General features: G+C 64.3%; 17 protein-coding genes and 1 pseudogene. 1 reads left to right on the forward strand and 17 read right to left on the reverse strand.

Going from position 1 to position 19,178, the window contains the following annotated elements:
• Positions 1-92: 92 nt before the first annotated feature.
• The 12 genes and pseudogenes from FJW07_RS04100 to rpsF all read right to left on the reverse strand — a co-directional run.
• Positions 93-406 (reverse strand): annotated as a pseudogene (locus FJW07_RS04100) (hypothetical protein); the annotation flags it as partial.
• Between the two features lie 110 nt (positions 407-516).
• Complete coding sequence (locus FJW07_RS04105) at positions 517-1,260, reverse strand: SDR family NAD(P)-dependent oxidoreductase (protein WP_140703142.1); 744 nt, start codon at positions 1,258-1,260, stop codon at positions 517-519.
• A gap of 27 nt (positions 1,261-1,287) precedes the next feature.
• A complete protein-coding gene (purF, locus tag FJW07_RS04110) occupies positions 1,288-2,769 on the reverse strand; it encodes an amidophosphoribosyltransferase (protein WP_140644466.1) in 1,482 nt (493 codons plus the stop codon).
• A 100-nt stretch (positions 2,770-2,869) separates the two neighbouring features.
• Positions 2,870-3,550, reverse strand: a complete 681-nt coding sequence (locus FJW07_RS04115; RefSeq protein ID WP_140644467.1) for a CvpA family protein — start codon at positions 3,548-3,550, stop codon at positions 2,870-2,872.
• A gap of 42 nt (positions 3,551-3,592) precedes the next feature.
• Positions 3,593-4,996, reverse strand: coding sequence for a DNA repair protein RadA (gene radA, locus FJW07_RS04120; RefSeq protein WP_140644468.1), 1,404 nt, complete (start codon positions 4,994-4,996; stop codon positions 3,593-3,595).
• Positions 4,997-5,220: 224 nt separating this feature from the next.
• Positions 5,221-6,711, reverse strand: coding sequence for a replicative DNA helicase (locus FJW07_RS04130; protein ID WP_140644469.1), 1,491 nt, complete (start codon positions 6,709-6,711; stop codon positions 5,221-5,223).
• Between the two features lie 293 nt (positions 6,712-7,004).
• Positions 7,005-7,970 (reverse strand): small ribosomal subunit Rsm22 family protein, encoded by a 966-nt coding sequence (locus FJW07_RS04135; protein WP_140854663.1) that lies wholly within the window; start codon positions 7,968-7,970, stop codon positions 7,005-7,007.
• 1 nt (position 7,971) lies between these two features.
• Positions 7,972-8,295 carry a YnfA family protein gene (locus FJW07_RS04140; RefSeq protein WP_140854665.1) on the reverse strand — a complete coding sequence of 108 codons (324 nt, stop codon included), beginning with the start codon at positions 8,293-8,295 and terminating at the stop codon, positions 7,972-7,974.
• A 67-nt stretch (positions 8,296-8,362) separates the two neighbouring features.
• Positions 8,363-9,649: a cyclopropane-fatty-acyl-phospholipid synthase family protein gene (locus tag FJW07_RS04145; protein WP_140651780.1), complete on the reverse strand. Its 1,287-nt coding sequence runs from the start codon at positions 9,647-9,649 to the stop codon at positions 8,363-8,365.
• 244 nt (positions 9,650-9,893) lie between these two features.
• Positions 9,894-10,478, reverse strand: coding sequence for a 50S ribosomal protein L9 (gene rplI, locus FJW07_RS04150; RefSeq protein WP_140651782.1), 585 nt, complete (start codon positions 10,476-10,478; stop codon positions 9,894-9,896).
• Positions 10,479-10,689: 211 nt separating this feature from the next.
• Positions 10,690-10,938: a 30S ribosomal protein S18 gene (gene rpsR, locus FJW07_RS04155; RefSeq protein WP_006203718.1), complete on the reverse strand. Its 249-nt coding sequence runs from the start codon at positions 10,936-10,938 to the stop codon at positions 10,690-10,692.
• Complete coding sequence (gene rpsF / locus FJW07_RS04160) at positions 10,938-11,435, reverse strand: 30S ribosomal protein S6 (RefSeq protein ID WP_140644474.1); 498 nt, start codon at positions 11,433-11,435, stop codon at positions 10,938-10,940. The genes rpsR and rpsF overlap by 1 nt, the downstream gene beginning before the upstream one ends.
• A gap of 1,026 nt (positions 11,436-12,461) precedes the next feature.
• On the opposite strand from rpsF, the gene FJW07_RS04165 reads away from it, so the two are divergent.
• Entirely contained in the window at positions 12,462-14,090 is a 1,629-nt protein-coding gene (locus tag FJW07_RS04165) for a pilus assembly protein (RefSeq protein WP_140854666.1), read from the forward strand.
• Positions 14,091-14,243: 153 nt separating this feature from the next.
• Here the strand turns inward: FJW07_RS04165 and FJW07_RS04170 are convergent, their stop codons facing one another.
• From FJW07_RS04170 to FJW07_RS04190, 5 genes are read right to left on the reverse strand one after another with little or no spacing between them, the layout of a single operon-like run.
• Positions 14,244-15,365, reverse strand: a complete 1,122-nt coding sequence (locus tag FJW07_RS04170; protein ID WP_140854668.1) for an ABC transporter permease — start codon at positions 15,363-15,365, stop codon at positions 14,244-14,246.
• A 3-nt stretch (positions 15,366-15,368) separates the two neighbouring features.
• Entirely contained in the window at positions 15,369-16,082 is a 714-nt protein-coding gene (locus FJW07_RS04175; protein WP_140644548.1) for an ABC transporter ATP-binding protein, read from the reverse strand.
• Between the two features lie 16 nt (positions 16,083-16,098).
• Positions 16,099-16,716, reverse strand: a complete 618-nt coding sequence (locus FJW07_RS04180; protein ID WP_140854670.1) for an ABC transporter substrate-binding protein — start codon at positions 16,714-16,716, stop codon at positions 16,099-16,101.
• Positions 16,717-16,722: 6 nt separating this feature from the next.
• Positions 16,723-17,940, reverse strand: coding sequence for a sulfotransferase (locus tag FJW07_RS04185; RefSeq protein WP_140854672.1), 1,218 nt, complete (start codon positions 17,938-17,940; stop codon positions 16,723-16,725).
• Positions 17,940-18,956, reverse strand: a complete 1,017-nt coding sequence (locus FJW07_RS04190) for a type III polyketide synthase (protein ID WP_246680650.1) — start codon at positions 18,954-18,956, stop codon at positions 17,940-17,942. Before FJW07_RS04190 ends, FJW07_RS04185 begins: the two co-directional genes overlap by 1 nt.
• Positions 18,957-19,178: the final 222 nt, after the last annotated feature.

Raw genomic sequence — 19,178 nt, forward strand, 5'->3', positions numbered from 1 at the left:
TAGCAACTCCCTTGGGGCGGCGAAAGCGGGGCGGCGGCACACGCTTTCGCCGCCCCGGTCACAGACCCGTGAATAGAGGGTCGCGACCCGGCTCACTCGACCGCGAAGCAGTAGAACCGCCCGTCGCCACCGGTGCCCTTGAGCGCCTCCTGGCTGCAGCCGCCGCGCGAGGCATGCGAGGAATTCCACGACTTCGCCGCCGCCGAATCGTCGAGCCCGGTGCGATCGTGATGGCCCATCATGGCGGCGCCCTGGCGCCGCTCATCGTCCAGTCGCCGCAGGTCTGGTCTGCGATCCTGGCGCCGTCTGGCTTGGAGCCGGTCAGCATGCCGTGGCGGTTCGGCGTGTCGCCGCGGCCGTTGATCGTCTCGCCCTATTCAGTCAGCGCCGTCTGCTTGGTGATGCCGGCGGTGGCGGCAACGAGAAGAAGTCTGCGCATGTCGGCCCTCCGGCTTCGAATGTCCTACATTCGAAGAACGTAGCCGCGGCGCTATTTCATCCGCCTAACACTCAAGGTTATTCCGGCTGACGGTAGGCGACGAAGCGGTTGTGCTTGGCCTGGAAGATCAGCCCGGTTTCCTTCAGTTCGGGGCTGGCCAGCGGCACGATGCGCCTGGCGATCTCGGACGGATGCGGCAGTGTCTCCGGATCCTCGCCGGGCATGGCCTGCGCACGCATCGCGGTCCGGGTCGCGCCCGGATCGGCGGCGTTCACCCGCAGTGCCAGGGTCTCGGTCTCATGCGCCCAGGAACGCATCATCGTTTCGACCGCCGCCTTGGAAGCCGCATAGGGCGCCCAGAAGGCGCGCGCCGAATGCGCCGTGTTGGAGGAGAGAATGATGGCGCGGCCGGCATCGGAGAGCCTGAGCAGCGGGTCGACCGAACGGATCAGCCGCCAGGTCGAGGTGACGTTGATGGTCATCACCTTCTCGAAGGTCTTGGCTTCGACATGGCCGATCGGCGAGATCACGCCAAGCACGCCGGCATTGGCAACCAGGATATCCAGCTTGCCCCAGCGCTCGTGGATGGCGCCGCCCAGACGGTCGATGCCGGCCATGTCGGCAAGATCGAGCGGCACCAGCGTCGCCTGGCCGCGGCCATCGGCCTTGATCTGGTCGTCCAGCTCTTCCAGCCCGCCGACCGTGCGCGCCACCGCGATCACATGCGCGCCGGCTGCCGCCAACTCCCTGGCGATGAAATAGCCGATACCGCGCGAGGCGCCGGTTACGACCGCGACGCGGCCGGAAAGGTCGAGGGTCATGCAGGCAGTTCCGTAAGGTGATGCGGCCTACGCCCCGCTATTCGCCAGCAGCGACAGCGTGCGCACATTGTCGTGGCCTTCGAAGTCGAGCAGGCGGGTGGGGTATTGTCCGGTGAAGCAGGCGTCGCAGAATTGCGGTTGCTCGTTGTCGCGGCCGGCCTCGCCGACGGCGCGGTAGAGCCCGTCGATCGACAGGAAGCCGAGCGAATCGACGCGGATGAACTCGGCCATCTCCTCGACCGACATGCGCGATGCCAAGAGCTTCGACTTCTCCGGCGTGTCGACGCCATAAAAGCAGGACGCGCTGGTCGGCGGCGAGGCTATGCGCATATGCACTTCCCTGGCGCCGGCATCGCGCACCATCTGCACGATCTTCTGGCTGGTGGTGCCGCGCACGATGGAATCGTCGACGAGCACCACCCGCTTGCCCTCGATCATGCGGCGGTTGGCGTTGTGCTTCAGCTTCACGCCCATGTGGCGGATGGAATCGCCCGGCTGGATGAAAGTGCGCCCGACATAATGGTTGCGGATGATGCCGAGCTCGAAGGGAATGCCCGCGGCCTGGGAAAAGCCGATCGCGGCCGGCGTGCCGGAATCCGGCACCGGCACGACGATGTCGGCCTCGACCGGGTTTTCCTGCGCCAGTTCCGCCCCGATGCGCTTGCGCACTTCGTAGACATTGCGGCCTTCGACCGAGGAGTCAGGCCGCGCGAAATAGACATATTCGAAGATGCAGAAGCGGGTCTTCTGCGGCTCGAACGGGAACAGGCTCTCGATGCCCTTGGCGGTGATGACCACCATTTCGCCCGGCTTGATGTCGCGCACGAAGCGGGCGCCGATGATGTCGAGCGCGCAGGTTTCGGAGGCGAGGATCCAGGCGCCGTCGAGGTCGCCCAGCACCAGCGGCCGGATGCCGAGCGGATCGCGGCAGCCGATCATCTTCTTGGCGGTCATCGCCACCAGCGAGAAGGCGCCTTCGACCTGCCGCACCGCATCGATGAAGCGCGAGTTGAGGTCGCGCTCCTTGCTGGTGGCGACCAGATGCAGCAGCGTCTCGGTGTCGGAGGTCGAGGAGAAGATAGCGCCTTGCTTCTGCAGCGCGCGCTGCACGGTCATGGCGTTGGTCAGATTGCCGTTATGGGCGACGGCAAAGCCGCCATCGGCAAGCTCGGCGAAGAAGGGCTGGATGTTGCGCAGGCCGGCGCCGCCCGTGGTGGCGTAGCGCGTGTGGCCGATGGCGCGGTTGCCTTGCAGGCTGTCGATGACGCGCTGTTTGGTGAAGGTATCGCCGATCAGGCCGACATGGCGTTCGACATGGAACTGCGTGCCGTCATAGGAGACGATGCCGGCGGCTTCCTGGCCGCGGTGCTGCAGGGCGTGCAGCCCGAGTGTGACGATGGCTGCCGCGTCCTGCCGGCCGAAGATGCCGAACACGCCGCATTCGTCGTGGAAATGGTCGTCGGCCTCGGCGGAAAGGACTTTGCCTCTATCTGCCGTTGAGTCTGCCATCTGGTGCTCAAGCTCCGCTAAAGCCGCCATATAAGGCGATCGCTCGCCGAACGCAACGCACGCTTTCTCGCATTCACAACCGGCACAGGCCGGCTCGCGATCAGTTTGCCGGCGCCGGAGCCGGGGCAGGGGCTGGCGCGGGGCTGGCCGGCTCGTTGTCGGCCGGGGCATCCCCTTCGCTGTCGTCGGGCGCCGGCGCGTTGTCGTCACCGGCCGCCGGCGGTTCTGCGGCGGGCTGGTCGCCAGTGGCCGGCGCGCCGGCCTGCGGCGTGCCCTTATGCGTGTATTTGTTGACCAGTTCCTCGGTGTTTTCCGGCAGCACGCTTTCGAGCTTGGCGCCGATCGTCTCGAGCAGCGGCCGCGACTTGGCGTTGGCGATCCAGGCGGGCGCCTTGGCGCCGGCCAGCCAGTTGAAGAACAGCAGCGCCACCGCGACCACCAGGATGCCGCGCGCCGCGCCGTAGAGGAAGCCGAGGGTGCGGTCGAGCGCGCCGATGCGCGAATCGATGATCCAGTCGGCGAGCTTCATGGTGATGACGGAGACGACGATCAGCGCGATGAGGAAGACGACGCCCGCCGAAGCCGCCATCGCGATCTTGTCGTTGTCGACATAGGGCTGAACATAGGGCAGGACAGGCTTGTAGAAGAAGAACGCCGCGGCCGCCGCCGCCGCCCAGGAAACCACGGAGAGCACTTCGCGGGAGAAGCCGCGCACCATGGCGAGCATTGCTGAGACCAGGGTGAAGCCGACGAGGATTCCGTCAAGCAGCGTAATCGGCATGGTTCTCGCCCCACTTCCTGTCTTACGGCCCGACGAGCCGCATCACTCCGCGTCGTCGGCACGGCCGCGCCGTGAGCCGGCTATGCGCGCCACAAGGTCGGCAAGCTCGGTGGGCTGAAACGCGCCGGCCCCGATCCCCCCGGCAAGTTCCTCGCTGCCGAGCGGCAGCACCGCGCTTCCAAAACCCAGCTTTTCGGCTTCCTTGAGGCGCTGCTGCGCATGCGCAACCGGCCTCACCGCGCCCGATAGGCTGATTTCGCCGAAATAGACGCAATCGGCGGGAAGGGCAAGACCGGTGAGCGATGAAACCAGTGCGGCGGCGACCGCGAGATCGGCCGCCGGTTCCGAGATCCGGTAGCCGCCGGCGACGTTGAGATAGACGTCGTGCTGGCCGAAGCGGACGCCGCAATGCGCCTCGAGCACGGCGAGCACCATCGACAGCCGCGCGCCGTCCCAGCCGACAACGGCGCGGCGCGGCGTGCCGAGCGAGGAGGGCGCGACCAGCGCCTGAATCTCGACCAGCACCGGCCTGGTGCCCTCCATGCCGGCGAAAACCGCGGCGCCCGGCGATTTCGAGTGGCGTTCGCCTAGAAACAGCTCGGATGGATTGGAGACCTCGCGCAGGCCCTTGTCCGACATTTCGAACACGCCGATCTCGTCGGTCGGCCCAAAGCGGTTCTTCACCGTGCGCAGGATGCGGAAGTGATGATTGCCCTCGCCCTCGAAATAGAGCACGCCGTCGACCATGTGCTCGACGACGCGAGGGCCCGCGATCTGGCCTTCCTTGGTGACATGGCCGACGAGCACGATCGCCGCGCCTGTGGATTTCGCGTAGCGGATCATCGCCTGGGCGGCGGCGCGCACCTGGGTGACGGTGCCCGGTGCCGAATCGGCAAGGTCCGTCCACAGCGTCTGGATCGAATCGAGGATGACGAGGTCCGGCCGCTTGCCGTCGGCGATGGTCGCCAGGATGTCCTCGACATTGGTTTCGGCGGCAAGCTCGACCGGTGTCGAGGCGACGCCGAGGCGTTGCGCTCTCAGCCGGATCTGCGCCACCGCTTCCTCGCCCGAGACATAGACGATGCGATGGCCCTTCGAGGCAAGTGCCGCGGCCGCCTGCGTCAAGAGCGTCGACTTGCCGATGCCGGGATCGCCGCCGACCAGAAGCGCCGAGCCGCGCACGAAGCCGCCGCCGGTCGCGCGGTCGAGCTCGCCGATGCCGGAAACAATGCGCGGCGCGTCCTCGATGTCGCCCGACAGGCTGGTCAGCACCACGGCGCGGCCCTTGCGGGCGTTGCGCGCGTTGGCCGGCCCCGAGCCGATGCCGCCGGACGTGCCTTCCTCGACGAGCGTGTTCCACTCGCCGCAGGCATCGCATTTACCCGCCCAGCGCTGATGCACCGATCCGCAATTCTGGCAGATGAACTGGACGCGCGATTTGGCCATTAGGGGCGGCCCGCGACAATTGGATAGGCCGGCGGGACAGCGCCCCCCTCTGTCCTGCCGGACATCTCCCCCTCCAGGGGGGAGATCAGCAGTTTGGTCGAGGGCGCCCATCTTGCAGCGTCGGCGATTGGCGAAAGGCGACGCGACATCCAATCTCCCCCCTTGAGGGGGAGATGTCCGGCAGGACAGAGAGGGGGGTGAAGGAATGAGGCCTTTCTCAAGAGCTACTCAAACCTCTCCGGCAGATGGTGCTCCTCGGCCAAATCCGAGAACCGCGTGAACTCGCCGTGGAAGGCGAGGCTGACGGTGCCGGTCGGTCCGTGGCGCTGCTTGGCAACGATGCATTCGGCCTTGCCGCGCGCCTCGTTCATCTCGTTTTCCCACTTGACGTATTCCTCGGTGCCGATCTTCGGTTCGCGGTTCTTGAGGTAATATTCCTCGCGATAGACGAACAGCACCACGTCGGCGTCCTGCTCGATGGAGCCGGATTCGCGCAGGTCCGACAGCTGCGGGCGCTTGTCGTCGCGGCTTTCGACCTGGCGCGACAGCTGCGACAGCGCGATGATCGGCACGCCGAGCTCTTTGGCCAAAGCCTTCAGGCCCGTGGTGATCTCGGTGATTTCCTGCACGCGGTTCTGCGAGGCGCGGGCGGAGGAACCCTGCATCAGCTGGATATAATCGATGACGATGAGGTCGAGGCCGCGCTGGCGCTTCAGGCGCCGTGCGCGGGCGGAAAGCTGCGCGATCGAGATACCGCCGGTCTGGTCGATGAACAGCGGGATCTTCTGCATCGTCTGCGAGCAGGCGACGAGCTTCTCGAAATCCATCTCGGTGATCTCGCCGCGGCGGATTTTTGACGACGAGATCTCGGTCTGCTCGGAGATGATGCGGGTGGCGAGCTGCTCCGACGACATTTCGAGCGAGAAGAAGCCGACGACGCCGCCATTGGCGGCCTTGAAGCTGCCATCGGCCTGCTGCGCCGGAACGTAAGCCTCGGCGATGTTGAAGGCGATGTTGGTGGCCAGGGAGGTCTTGCCCATGCCCGGACGTCCGGCGAGCACGATCAGGTCGGAGGGCTGCAGGCCGCCCATGCGGCGGTCAAGATCGCGCAGCCCGGTGGCGATGCCCGACAGATGGCCGTCGCGCATATAGGCGGCGTTGGCCATGTCGACGGCGGTCTTGACCGCGTCGTTGAAGCTTTCGAAGCCGCCGTCATAGCGGCCGGTCTCGGCGAGCTCGAACAGCCGCCGCTCGGCGTCCTCGATCTGGTCGGAGGGCGACATGTCGACCGGCGCGTCATAGGCGATGTTGACCATGTCCTCGCCGACGGTGATCAGCGCGCGGCGCGTCGCGAGGTCGTAGATCGCGCGGCCATAGTCGGTGGCGTTGACGACGGTGACGGCCTCGACAGCAAGCCGCACGACATATTGCGCCACCGTCATGTCGCCGACCTTCTCGTCGGCCGGCAGGAAGGTCTTCAACGTGATCGGCGTCGCGATCTTGCCCATGCGGATGAGCTCGGCCGCGACCTCAAAGATGCGGCGGTGCAACGGCTCGTGGAAATGCGCCGGCTTCAGGAAATCCGAGACGCGGTAGAACGCGTCGTTGTTGACGAGGATGGCGCCGAGCAGCGCCTGCTCGGCCTCGATGTTGTTCGGTGCCTCGCGATAAAGCGGCGTTTCCGCCGCGCCGAATTTCAGTGCCGCCTCTGCCATGATATCCCCGATTTCGATCCCGCTTTCCTCGATACCAGAACGGGAAGATTCGGTGCTGACCTTTCTGCAACACTCCTCGGTCCAACCAGCTTGATGCCCCAATGTTCACAGGATCAGCAAACCATCCACAGGACAGTATTCCGGTGGCCCGATTCCGTTTGACTCGGCAAGCCGTGATTCCTATCGGCGGTTGCCGAACAAAGCAAGAACAATTTCATCGAACAAGATCGCATGGGGGCGCGCCTGCCAGTGGCTCAGTGGTTCGACGACGCGGTGCCGTCGGCCTACGCGGCTCAGTCCAGCGTGTCGCCCCAGTCAGCCCGCCGCGCCGCCTTGAAGGCATCGCCGTCGCGCTTGCTGAACAGGCGCTCGCCGGCGCTGCCGTCAGGCCGGCACAGTTTCAGCACCACCTTGCCGGAGCCGCCTTTAGGCGGCGCGATCACCCGTGCGGCGCGCGCGGGCGCCGGCTGCCGGGAAGCGGCGAGATAAATGAACTTCTCGTCTTCCCACGGCACCTCGGCTTCCTTGACGAGACGATGCAGGCGCGAACGCGCGACGCGGCGTGCGAAATGGCACCAGTCGGGCGGCGTGAGCGGGCAGGGCACCGCATGCGGGCAGGGCGCCAGCAGGTGCGCTCCCGCCTCGATCAGCTGTTGCCGTGCCGCAACGATGCGCCGCCAGCCGGCGGGCGTGCCGGGCTCGACGAGGATGAGCGTGTCGGCCGTGAGCCGCCAGAGGCGGTCGATGAGCTTCGGCAGTGACAGAGGCACGATCTCGTCCAGCACATAGGCGGCGCTGACGAGGTCGGCGGGCATGATGCCGTCGAGATCGATGGTGACGTCGCCGGCGATCCATTCGGTGCGGGCGGTAATTGCGCCTTCCGCGAGCGACTGGCCGACCTTGCGCACGGCAGCGCTTGCCTCGACCAGCACCGCCCGTTCCAGTTCAGGCCAGGCGTCAGTCGTGGCCCAAAGCATGGTGCCAGGTCCGGCGCCAATGTCGAGCAGGCTCGCCGGCCGAAAGTCGGGGCGGGCCTCGCTCAACGCCTCGAGGCTGGCGCGCACGGCGGCATAGGTGGCGGGCAGCCGAGTCGCCAGATAGGCCTTGACCGCCATCTCCTCGCCCATATGCAGGCGGCCGTCGCGCAGCTCGGCGCGGTAGCGATCCGACAGCGTCTTGGCGGCCTGCTTCAGCGCCGGCAGCGGCACCTTCTCGAGCAAGCCGTCGACGCCTTGGCGGAGCGGGGCGGGCAGTTCCATCTCAGGCTCCCCGCGGCGCGAGAAGGATGACCGAGGCTCCGGCGATGCAGAGCGCAGCGCCGGCCAGATCCCAGCGGTCGGGGCGCACGCCTTCGACCAGCCACAGCCAGCCGAGCGAGGCGGAGATGTAGATGCCGCCATAAGCGGCATAGGCGCGGCCAGCCGCGTCCGTGTCGGCCAGCGACAGCAGCAAGGCGAACAGCGCCAGCGAGGCGAGACCGGGGAGAAGCCAGAGCGCCGACTTTTCCAGCCGCCACCACGCCCAGAAGGAAAAGCAGCCGGCGATTTCGGCAAGCGCGGCTGCGATGTAGATGAGATAGGTCATGAAAAAGGTCTCGCGAACGAGACCTTTTTCATGGCGTCAGGCCGCAATGGCAAGCGGCAATGCGTGTCTACTCCACCTTCTTGCGGCGGGTCGGCTTGGAGGGCGCCGGCGCCGCCGGCTCCTTGTGCCCGATATCGCGCAGCTCCAGGGCTTTCTCGCATTTGGCCATGTAGTCGCGCGTCACCGGCAGCGTGTCGTTCACCTTGGCGAGTTGGAACTGGAAGATCACCAGGTCCTGCCAGCGGAAGGCAGCTTCGGAGGCGGCGAGATAGAACTCCCACATGCGGCAGAAGCGTTCGTCATAGATCGCCTTGGCCTTGTCGCGGTTGGCGGCGAAGCGCTCGCCCCAGTGCTTGAGCGTGTCGGCATAGTGCAGCCGCAGGATTTCGATGTCGGTGACGACGAGGCCCGACTTCTCGATCGCCGGCATCACCTCCGACATCGCCGGGATGTAGCCGCCTGGGAAGATGTATTTGCGGACGAAGGCGCTGGTCGCCCATGGCACGCCGGAACGGCCGATCGTGTGCAGCAGCATCACCCCGTCCGGCTTGAGCAGAGTTGAGGCCTTGTCGAAGAAGGTGCGGTAGTGGTTGACGCCGACATGCTCGAACATGCCGACCGAGACGATGCGGTCGAAGCGTTCGTTCAGCGCGCGGTAGTCTTTGAGCTCGAAATGCACCCGGTCCTGGAGACCCAGCGCGTGGGCGCGGTCGGTGGCGACACCATGCTGTTCGGTGGACAGCGTGACGCCCTGCACGTCGACGTCGAAAGCTTTGGCGAGATAGAGGCCGAGGCCGCCCCAGCCGGAGCCGATGTCGAGCACGGTCTGGCCTGCCTTGAGCCGGAGCTTGGCGGCGATATGGCGTTTCTTGGCGGCCTGCGCTTCGTCCAGCGTCATGTCCGGCTGCTCGAAATAGGCGCAGGAATATTGCATGTCCTCGTCGAGGAAGAGCTTGTAGAGCTCGCCGGAGAGATCGTAATGGCGCTGCACGTTGCGGCGCGAGCGTGTTGCCGTATTGATCTGCTGCAGCCGGCGGAAGGCGTGGCGCAGCCCCTCGATCGCCTTCGACCACGACACGTCGATGCCGCTCGAGCCCATGTTCTGGAAAGCGATGCGCATCAGCCCGAGAACGCCGCCCTCGGGAACATCCAGCTCGCCGTCCATATAGGCTTCGGGCACCGCCAGCATCGGATCGAAGGTGATGGCGCGCTCGGCATGCATGGTCTTGATATGGATATGCACCGGCTCGCCGCTACCGTCGCCGAATTTGTGCGTCGTGCCCTTTGGGCCAGTCACCTTGAGGTCGCCAACCCGAACCAGGCGTTCAAGAACGTGTTTCAACAGGATATTCATGACCAAATGTCCCCTCAGTCGGATCACCCGGTAATCGGACTGGAATGCCAGATCGAAATGCCTCAGCGCGTCGCCCGCGTCCAATCGACGCGCCACGCTGTAATGTGCACAAGATATAGGGTGTCGAAAAGTTCCTTTTGGCACAAAAAAGCCCGGGTCGGAGACCCGGGCGTTGGTCCAGAAATCCTGGACGCCTGCGAACCGAAGCGACGCTTCGGAGGATGTGCCGGTCAGACCCCGAAAATCAGGCGTTCTCTTCGCCGCCTTCGAATTCGGCGTTCGGGTCGAAGAAATTCTCCGGCCGGGCGTTGTCGTTGATGTCGTCGCCATAGATGGCTTCGGCCGTGGTCAGCATCTCGCCCTTGGACTGGCGCTCCGCCTCGTCGGCCGAACGGGCGACGTTGAGGGTCACCGTGACCTCGACTTCCGGATGCAGCGCGATCGCCACATTGGAGAGGCCGATGGTCTTGATCGGCTGGTTGAGCTCGATCTGGTTGCGGTTGACGGTGAAGCCTTCGGCGATCAGCAGATCGGCGATGTCGCGCGTCGACACCGAGCCGTAGAGCTGGCCGGTCTCGCCGGCCGAGCGCACGACGATGAAGCTCTTGCCGTCGAGCTTCTCGGCGACCTGCGTGGCTTCCGACTTACGCTCCAGGTTGCGGGCTTCGAGCTGGGCGCGCTGGCCCTCGAACTTCTTCTTGTTGGCTTCGTTGGCGCGCAGCGCCTTGCCCTGCGGCAGCAGGAAATTGCGGGCGAACCCGTCCTTGACCTTGACGGTCTCGCCCATCTGGCCGAGGCGGGAAATGCGCTCGAGGAGAATGACTTCCATGGTTTCGTTCCTTCGGTTGGCGCCGGCCGAAAGACTGGCGCAATGATCTGGAACAGGTCAGGAAGCTTGGTGCGGCATAGCCGCTCTTGTCGCTGTCCTGCCTGTCTGGGCAGTTAGAGGCAATTGGCCCCAACTCGGGATTTTGATGCTCAATCCGATACGCCCGTCGCACCGGTGAAAAGAGCGGGCGGCAAACCGCCCGCTCGAAATATCAGCGAACCACGTAGGGCAGCAGGCCGAGGAAGCGGGCGCGCTTGATCGCCTTGGCGAGCTCGCGCTGCTTCTTCTGGCTGACGGCGGTGATGCGCGAGGGCACGATCTTGCCGCGTTCGGAAATGTAGCGCTGCAGGAGACGCACATCCTTGTAGTCGATCTTCGGAGCGTTGGCGCCGGAGAACGGGCAGGTCTTGCGGCGGCGATGGAACGGACGCCGGGTCGGGATCTGGTTGATGTCGACCATTATTCTGCAGCTCCTTCAAAGCCTTCGCGCGGACGGCGCGGACCACGATCGCCACCGCCATCGCGGTCGCCGAACGAACGCGGACCACGGTCGCCACGGTCGCGGTCGCCGAAGGAACGCGGGCCGCGATCGCCACGGTCGCGGTCGCCGAAGCCGCCGCGCTCGGAGCGCTCTTCGCGCTTCTGCATCATCGCCGAGACGCCTTCCTCATGCGCTTCCACCTTGATGGTGAGGAAGCGAAGGACGTCTTCCGACAGGCCCATCTGGCGCTCCATTTCGTTGAGCGCGGCCGGCGGGCAGGTGATGTCCATCAGCGTGTAGTAAGCCTTCCGGTTCTTCTTGACCCGGTAGGTGAGGGACTTCAGTCCCCAGTTCTCGATCCGGCCGACCGATCCGCCATTCGCCGTGATGACGCCCTTGTACTGTTCGACAAGCGCGTCAACCTGCTGCTGCGACAGGTCCTGCCGGGCAAGAAACACATGTTCGTAAAGAGCCATTATGTTTTAGTGCCTTTCTTCGTTTCTCTCACACCGGCCCTCGCGGCTAAGCCTCTGCAACTTGTCTGACCCGGTCGCGAAAGAGCGGGGAAGAAAGGAGCATCACGAGACGGTCGAGAGCGGAGACACGGGAGGCTGGAAGCCCTTCTGGCTTCGTGTCGCGACCTTCGAAGGCCACGGCCCTCCGTTCAGCCCCCAGCAAGGACCGGCAGATTGCGGGGGTCTATACAGCAATTTCCAGCGAAGGCAAGGCCACGTAGTGCCTCAACCTTAAGCGGGGGCCGTTGCCGAAGCCGGGAACGCGCGGTCCTGCAAAAGCGAGTTGCCGAGTGACGGCAGCCGACCGGACCTATGCGCCTATCGATGCGACCTCAGTACAAATATTAGCCATCCATAATATGCTATAGGCAAAATGTGAGGGTCTGAAATCCATGGGGCGGCTGCAACGGCGTATCGCCTTTATATGTCTTATCTTGGTGGGCGACGCCAACGCCCATAGCTGGTATTCGGGCAAGACTGATCCTGTTCTTAATCTCAAATGCTGCGACGATCATGATTGCCGTCCTATCGCATCAAGCGATGTCAGATCTGCCAGACAGGGCTATTACGTCAAGCAACCCGAGCCTTACTCTCGGAACGATCCGCCTACAGGCGAGTGGTTCATTCCATGGAACCGCGTGCAGGCAGCGCCTGATGACCAGTATTATATCTGCGAAAATCTCTACCCGACATTTCGCGTAGGCAGATATCGAATGAGATGGACGTGCTTCTTTGCACCGCGAGCGACGGGTTGAATTTCAGACTGAGGCACTGGCCAAAGTCGGGAGTTCCCTGCATGGCTGGAGAAGGTGCCGCAGTTTCGGAAGACGCCGGCCGTTGCCCGATTTTATCGATTTTCCAGTAATCGAACTTTAACCACCCCCATAAGGTTGTAACGGGTTGTAACCACCCGTTTATCATGAAAGGCGCATGAGAGGCACGCGGGCCGCAAGGCGGCGGAAAATCGAGCAATTCCAGGGGTAGGGAATGCTTCTCAGGCAGTTTTGGCGCTCAAGGCGCGGCAATTTCTCGTTGATGCTGGCGGTGGGCGTGCCGGCCATGCTGGGCGCGGTGGCGTTTGCCACCGATGTCTCCACCCTGATGCGGGCAAAAAGCAATCTGCAGAACGCGCTGGACGCCGCGAACCTCGCCTCTTCGCATCTCGGCGACGCCGAGACGACACGCAATGATGCCTTCAACAGCTATTTCCAGGCCAATGTCGCCAGCCACGGTGAACTCTCCAACGTCAAGGCCACGCTCACCGTCGACAGGGGCGTCAACTTCGTCAAGACCAGGGCCACGGCCTCGGCCGACGTCAATCTCAACTTCGCGTTCCTGTTTGGCGCCGAAAAGCATATCAGCGTCGACGCTTCGGCGGTCGAATCGAACAATCAGCTCGAAGTGGTGCTGGTGCTCGACAACACCGGCTCGATGGCCGGCGCGCGTATCACCGCGCTCCGGACGGCGACCAAGTCGCTGCTCGACTATCTCGAGGCGGTCAAATCGCCGACCCGGTCCGTGCGGGCCTCGCTGGTGCCCTTCGTCACCGCCGTCGACGTCAACGGCCCCGAATTCGATCCGTCCTGGATCGATATGGACGGCAAGTCGTCCACCAACGGCGTCAACTTTCCGGTCATCGACGGCAAGCGGCCGAACCACATGGCGCTGTTCAAGCAGCTCGGACAGACGGGCGGCTGGAACAATACGGGCTGGAAGGGCTGCGTCGAGGCGCGGCCCGGCGCCTTGAACATTTCCGATACGCCGCCGGACCCGTCGAAGCCCGATACGTTGTTCGTGCCCTATTTCGCGCCGGACGACCCGGACGTCGCCAGGAAGCCGTCGGCCTCGTATGGCAATTCGTCGACCGGCTACAACAATTCCTATCTCAACGACACTATCGATAAGACCAAGCTGAACCAGAACATACTGGGCATAGATCTGAGCGGGCTGCTGACGGGCGTGCTCAACGCGCTGCTCAACGCGGATTTGACGACGATCGCCAAATACGTCGCCTCGACCGGCAAGGAAATCACCGAGGCCGGCAATCCGATCACCATCGGCCCGAACCGCGCCTGCCCGACGCCGATCATTCCGCTGACCGACGACTTCGACAAGCTTCGCCAGGCAGCGAGCCAGATGAGCGAATGGAACGGCTCCGGCACCAACGTGTCGGAGGGCTTGAGCTGGGGCCAGCGGGTGCTGTCGCCGCAGCCACCCTACACCGCCGCCGCCCCCTATAAGACGGCGGGCGTCACAAAGGTGGTGATGCTTCTGACCGATGGCGAGAACGTCGTCTACGGCGCATCGAACACGCCGCAGAAATCGGACTACACTTCCTATGGCTACCTCGCCAGCGGCCGTTTCGGTTCGAGCAACCAGACGGCGGCGGCGCGCAATGTCGACGGCTGGACCAAGGATGTCTGCACACAGCTGAAGAACCAGGGCGTGCAGATCTACACCATGGTGCTGCAGGCCGACACGGCGGCCAATCGTTCGCTCTACAGCGCCTGCGCTTCCGACCCGAGCGACTATTACGCCGTCGAGGACCCGGCCAAGCTGCCCAACGTCTTCCAGACCATCGCCAACAAGTTCTCCAGGCTGCAGCTCACCAACTGACGAGGGTTGGCGCCGTGGCACGGGAACGGTCATATACCGGTCGCTTCTATGCGCCCGTCCGGCGAACAGAGCCAGACCTCCGCCGCACAGGTCGATGCTTTTGCCGGCGCCATCGGCACCGGAACGCCCGCCCGGCCGACAAGGCAAGTCGCGTCAGAGCCTGCGGAGCGCTTCAGCGGGGAGAAGGCGCGTGGCGCGCCAGGCAGGGTAGAGCGCGCCGAGCGGCCCGGCGATGAAGACGAAGATCAGCGCCTGCGCGATCGACCAGCCTGAAAAATAAGGGACGATCAGGCCCGCCGCGAACTTTGTCTTCGCCGCCAATTCCATGGCAAGGGCGCCGAGAATAATGCCGATGACGCCGCCGGCTGCGCTCATGAAAACGCCTTCGATGAGAATGAGCCGAAGAATCCGCCCCGGTGACCAGCCCAGTGCTGCGAGAACCCCAATCTCGAACGTCCGTTCGTTCACGGCCATCAGAAGTGTGTTGGCAACGGCGACAGAGGCCATCATCATGACAACCAGTGAAATTGTCCGGGCAATCGCCTGAAGCAGATCGAAGACGCGAATGCTGTTGGCAAACTGCTCGGTGTCGCCCACCTCGAACCCCGGTGCGGCTGCGATAAGCCGGGTGCGGGCAACAGCGATGTCGTTGTTGTCGAGCGGGCGCTTCAATCTCACCTCGAACAGAGTGAACACATCCTCCCGCGACAGGAGTTGCTGCAGCCCTTCGAGCGGAACGATGGCGCTGTTCTGGTTCAGCATGGACGAGAACGACGCGATGCCGACGATCTGATAGGGCTGGAACTGCAGCTCGACGGTTTCGCCGACCCGCTTGCCCAATGCGCTGGCAATGGATTGGCCAAGGACCACGGGCCACTGGTCTCCCGGCGCGGGGATTCGCCCCGCCACGAGGGGCACGCCTTTCCATAGGAAGCTGCCGCTCGGCCAGCCGGCCATCACGATATTCGCGTCCTCGTCGGCGGTGGTGATGTTGAGGAGAACGCCCGACACGGCCTCGACGTCAGGCACAGCGGAAAGCGCCTGGCCTAGCGACCTGGGCACGGTGCTGCTCACCAGGTTGAACGAGCTGCGCTGGCTTACCACCAGGTCCGCGCCGTTCTCGTCGATTCCCGACGCAAACGATCGCTGAACGCCGGCGGTCAGGCCGGTAAGTGCGACAAAGCCAGCGACCGCCAAAGCGATGCCGAGCACCGTGAGCAGGGTGCGAAGCGGACGCGCAATGAGACCGCGCAGGGGAAGTGTCAGCTCTGTCATGGCTTAGCGGATCCGCGAAGCCGGCGCAGGCGCCGACATCGCCGCCATTCGGCTGTCCGAACGGATGCGTCCATCCGAGATCTCGACGCGCCGGCCGCACAATGCGGCCACGTCCTCGTCATGGGTCACCACGATCACTGCGGTCCCGAATTCGCGATGCGCATCGCCGATGATGCCCATGACCGATTGGCCCGTCTGCACGTCGAGGCTTCCTGTCGGCTCGTCCGCAAGGAGAAGCTTCGGACGGTTGCCAAGCGCCCGCGCAATTGCAAGCCGCTGGCGTTCGCCGCCGGAAAGCTCGGCCGGCCGTAGCGTAGCGCGATCGGCAAGACCGAAATGCGCCAGCAGTTCCAGCGCGCGAACGCTGCGCTGCCGCGCTCCGCCGAGGTTTCCCAACAGCGCCACCTCGATGTTCTCGCGCGCCGACAAGGACTGGAGCAGGGAGAAATTCTGGAAAACGATACCGATCCTGCTGGCCCGGACGGCTGCCCAGGCAGCCCTTCCATTGACGGCCCGTCCTTCGAACCGGACTTCGCCGCGGGTCGGCCGGTCGAGCCCGCAGATAAGGTTCAGGATTGTGGACTTGCCGCTGCCACTGCGGCCGACAATTGCGACGGTCTCGTCGGTCCCGATCGCCAGCGACACATCCTCAACGGCGACAATGCGGCCGCCGTCGAAGTCGCGGCCGACATTGCTCAATTCGACGAGGGCGGACATGAGCACCGGCGAGGAGTCATACTCGGCCTTTCCTGAGATCGGCGACAAGCGCGGGGATCGAGCCGCCATTGCCGGCGAGCAGCTGGCCAATGCGATCCCGCTGCTGCACGGTCACCGAGCCGCCGTCGACAAAGACATCGCCGATGCACAATTGTCCGCGGCAGTGGCGCACACGCCAGTCCACGGAGGTCGGGCCGTGGAGCGGCCGGCGGAATTCGCTACGCACGAGGATGTCGCCGTTGGCCAGGGCCTTTGTGCCGAGCACGGTGAAACTCTTGTCCTGCGTCCGCTCGAGCTTGTCGGCCAGCCTGTGGGCGATGACATAAAGCAGCGCATCGACCACGGCGGCGCGGTCGTCCGCACTGGCGCTGCGCCAATGCGCCCCGAGCACGGCTTGGGCGATCCCCTTTCCGTCGAAGGCAGCGGAGATCGAACGCAGCTGCGCCTTGGCGGGTCCACCGTGCCCAAGCACAATCGCCGCCTGGCGCACGGTCTCAACCAGCTTGGCAGCATCGCTCTGCTCATCGGCAGATGCCGAAAGCGGTGGGGCGCAGATGGCGAGCAACAAAGGGACAACGAGCAGCCGCGCCAAAGCTGCCCAGCTTGTCTGCGACCATAGGCCTGCTGTCATCATCCCATGTCACCCAATGCGCGGTTGACTGTCAATATTGAGCGTCTCACGAGCCAGCGCAGGTGCATTCCCGAAGCTGGAAGCGAGCGGTTCGAGGCGGGCTACGCGCGCTTTCTGCCCTTCCGTCAGGTCGGGATGGCGGTTGCGCAGCTGTTTGCCAAACGTCGCGGCGACTTGCAGCATGCGCTCCTCGCAGCCGCGGGAAAATGGCAGGTCCAGTTCGCGGTAGATCCGCTTCATCTCGCCCATCGGGTCGGCAATGAGATCCTGTAGCCGCACCTCTGCGAAGTCGGCGGCTGGAATCCGGGCTCTATCTGCCAGATAGTGCATCTCCGTCGCGAGATAGTCGCGCGTGATGATCTCCTCCTGCTCGTCCTCGGGCAGCGGCGACTGCAGGGCGAATGCCCGTTGCAATTCTCGCACCAGAAAGATGTTGGACCGGAATACCGCTTCCGGCGAACGGGAGATGTGGACAAACTTGGCACCCGGGAACAATTCCAGCAGGGTGCGGACGCGGGCCGTATGGCTCGGCGACTTGAGCAGAAGTCGCCGCCCGCCTGCGACGAGAGTGAGCTTCTGGACGAATGCGAATTGATGTGAGCGCCAGCGGCTCAGCTCGTCCGCCGAAAGCGCGTCGAGATCGTGATATCGATTGAAGAAGGCTTGCCGGCGGGGAAGCACGGCGCGTCCAGCCAGGATCGACATCCCACCCAGATTGTTCAATGCGAAGTCGTCCTCCGCCGGCAGCCTGGCGCCCACCGGCACGACCGCGTCGAGGCGCGTCAACGGCAGCAAGGGCCCGAAAAGGATGCGCAGGAGAGCCCAGCCAAGGACGAATGTCTGAGGCGCCAGGACCTGCGGCCAGCTCGGCGATCTCAAACTTGGGTCTGCTGCCAGCAGGTTCTGCAAAAACGTCGTCCCGGATCGGAAGTAACCAAGAACGAACACGGGCGCGTTGTCCCGCTCCATCCGGGGAGGCCGCAGCCGCAGCCATGCTGCAAGGATCAGGCGCTCCGGCAGGGAGGCGATCGTGTTGATGCCGGAAAGCAGGAGCAGGAGCACCAGGCGTGGCCAGTAAGCGGGAGGGAACTGGCCTTCCGCGCGCCACAAGACCCGCAATACGGCGTCAAGCGGCGCCACGCACATGAAGTGCGGATACGGCAAGTAGGGCACCAGCCAGCGGGCTGCGAAAGCACGGACGCGGTGCCGGATAGTGTTCGACTTCATCAGGCAGTCCGGAACATCATGGTCTCTGTCGTCAATCCGGGCCCGAACGCCATGCCGCAGCCGAGCAGGCCCGACGGCTCCTTCAGCATTTCGGCCATCACGAACATCACGGTTGCTGACGACATGTTGCCGTATCGCCGGAGCACTTCGCGCGATGCTGCTAGCGCGGTCGGCTCCAGTTTGAGTGCCCGCTCGACTGCGTCGAGCACCGAGCGGCCGCCAGGATGCACCGCCCACAAATCGATCTCCTTGGCGGGCCTGCCGCCGAGGATGGCCGGATGCTCGTTGCGCAGCGTCTCCCGGACGGCGCCGGGAACCTGGCCGGACAGCACCATGTCGAACCCGTCGTCGCGGATGTGCCAGCTCATCAGCTCCTTGCGCTCCGCCGCCACGATGGCGTGGAAGCTTTCGAGCAGGATGCCATGCGGTTCGGCCGTCACCAGCGAGGCCGCGCAACCGTCGCCCCATAGGCAGAACGAGATCAGCTTCTCGAACTTCGTGGCTTCCTTGAAATGCAGCGTGCACAATTCGATGTTGACGACCAGCACGCGTGCGCTCGGATCCGAGCGCACGATGTGGCGTGAAAGCTTCAGGGCATTGATGGCGGCATGGCATCCCATGAAGCCGACGATGGTACGCTCGACCGACGTCGACAGGCCGCATCGCTGCACCAGCTCCAGATCGATGCCAGGCGCTGAAAAGCCGGTGCAACTTGTCACGATCAAATGCGTGATCAGCGAGCGGTCGTCGTTCGCCAGAAGTTTGTCGACGGCCTTTTGCGCGAGCTCCGGCGCGGCGGCTTCGTACATCCGCATACGGATTGCGGTGCTGGCGAACGAGCCTTTGACCGAGGTGCCGTCGCGGTCTATTGCCCCGCCGTGCGGATCGTCGGCAGGCGCAAAGCAGGAATAGCGATGTTCGATCCCGGCCAGAGCGACCATCCGCTCGAAGAGCGCAAGGCTTTGCGCATCGTTTTCAAGCAGCGAGGCTCCATAGCCGAGGAAGAATTGATGCACGTCGTGTTCGGGGACACACGTGGCAATGCCATTCAGATACGCTTGTGGGGACAAGATAGCTCCGAGAATGAGCCCAATCGGGTCTCATAAGAGGTCTGCGTATTGGGGAAGCGTTCATAAGGTAAACGCCTGCATAGGGCATTTTATTGCGCGGCGCCGATATTTCTCATTAGCAAACTGTGATATCAGCCTCCGATCTTGCATAAGGGACCGACCTTCGCT

Origin of the sequence: Mesorhizobium sp. B3-1-9, assembly GCF_006439595.1 — a bacterium.
Taxonomy (GTDB): Bacteria; Pseudomonadota; Alphaproteobacteria; order Rhizobiales; family Rhizobiaceae; genus Mesorhizobium.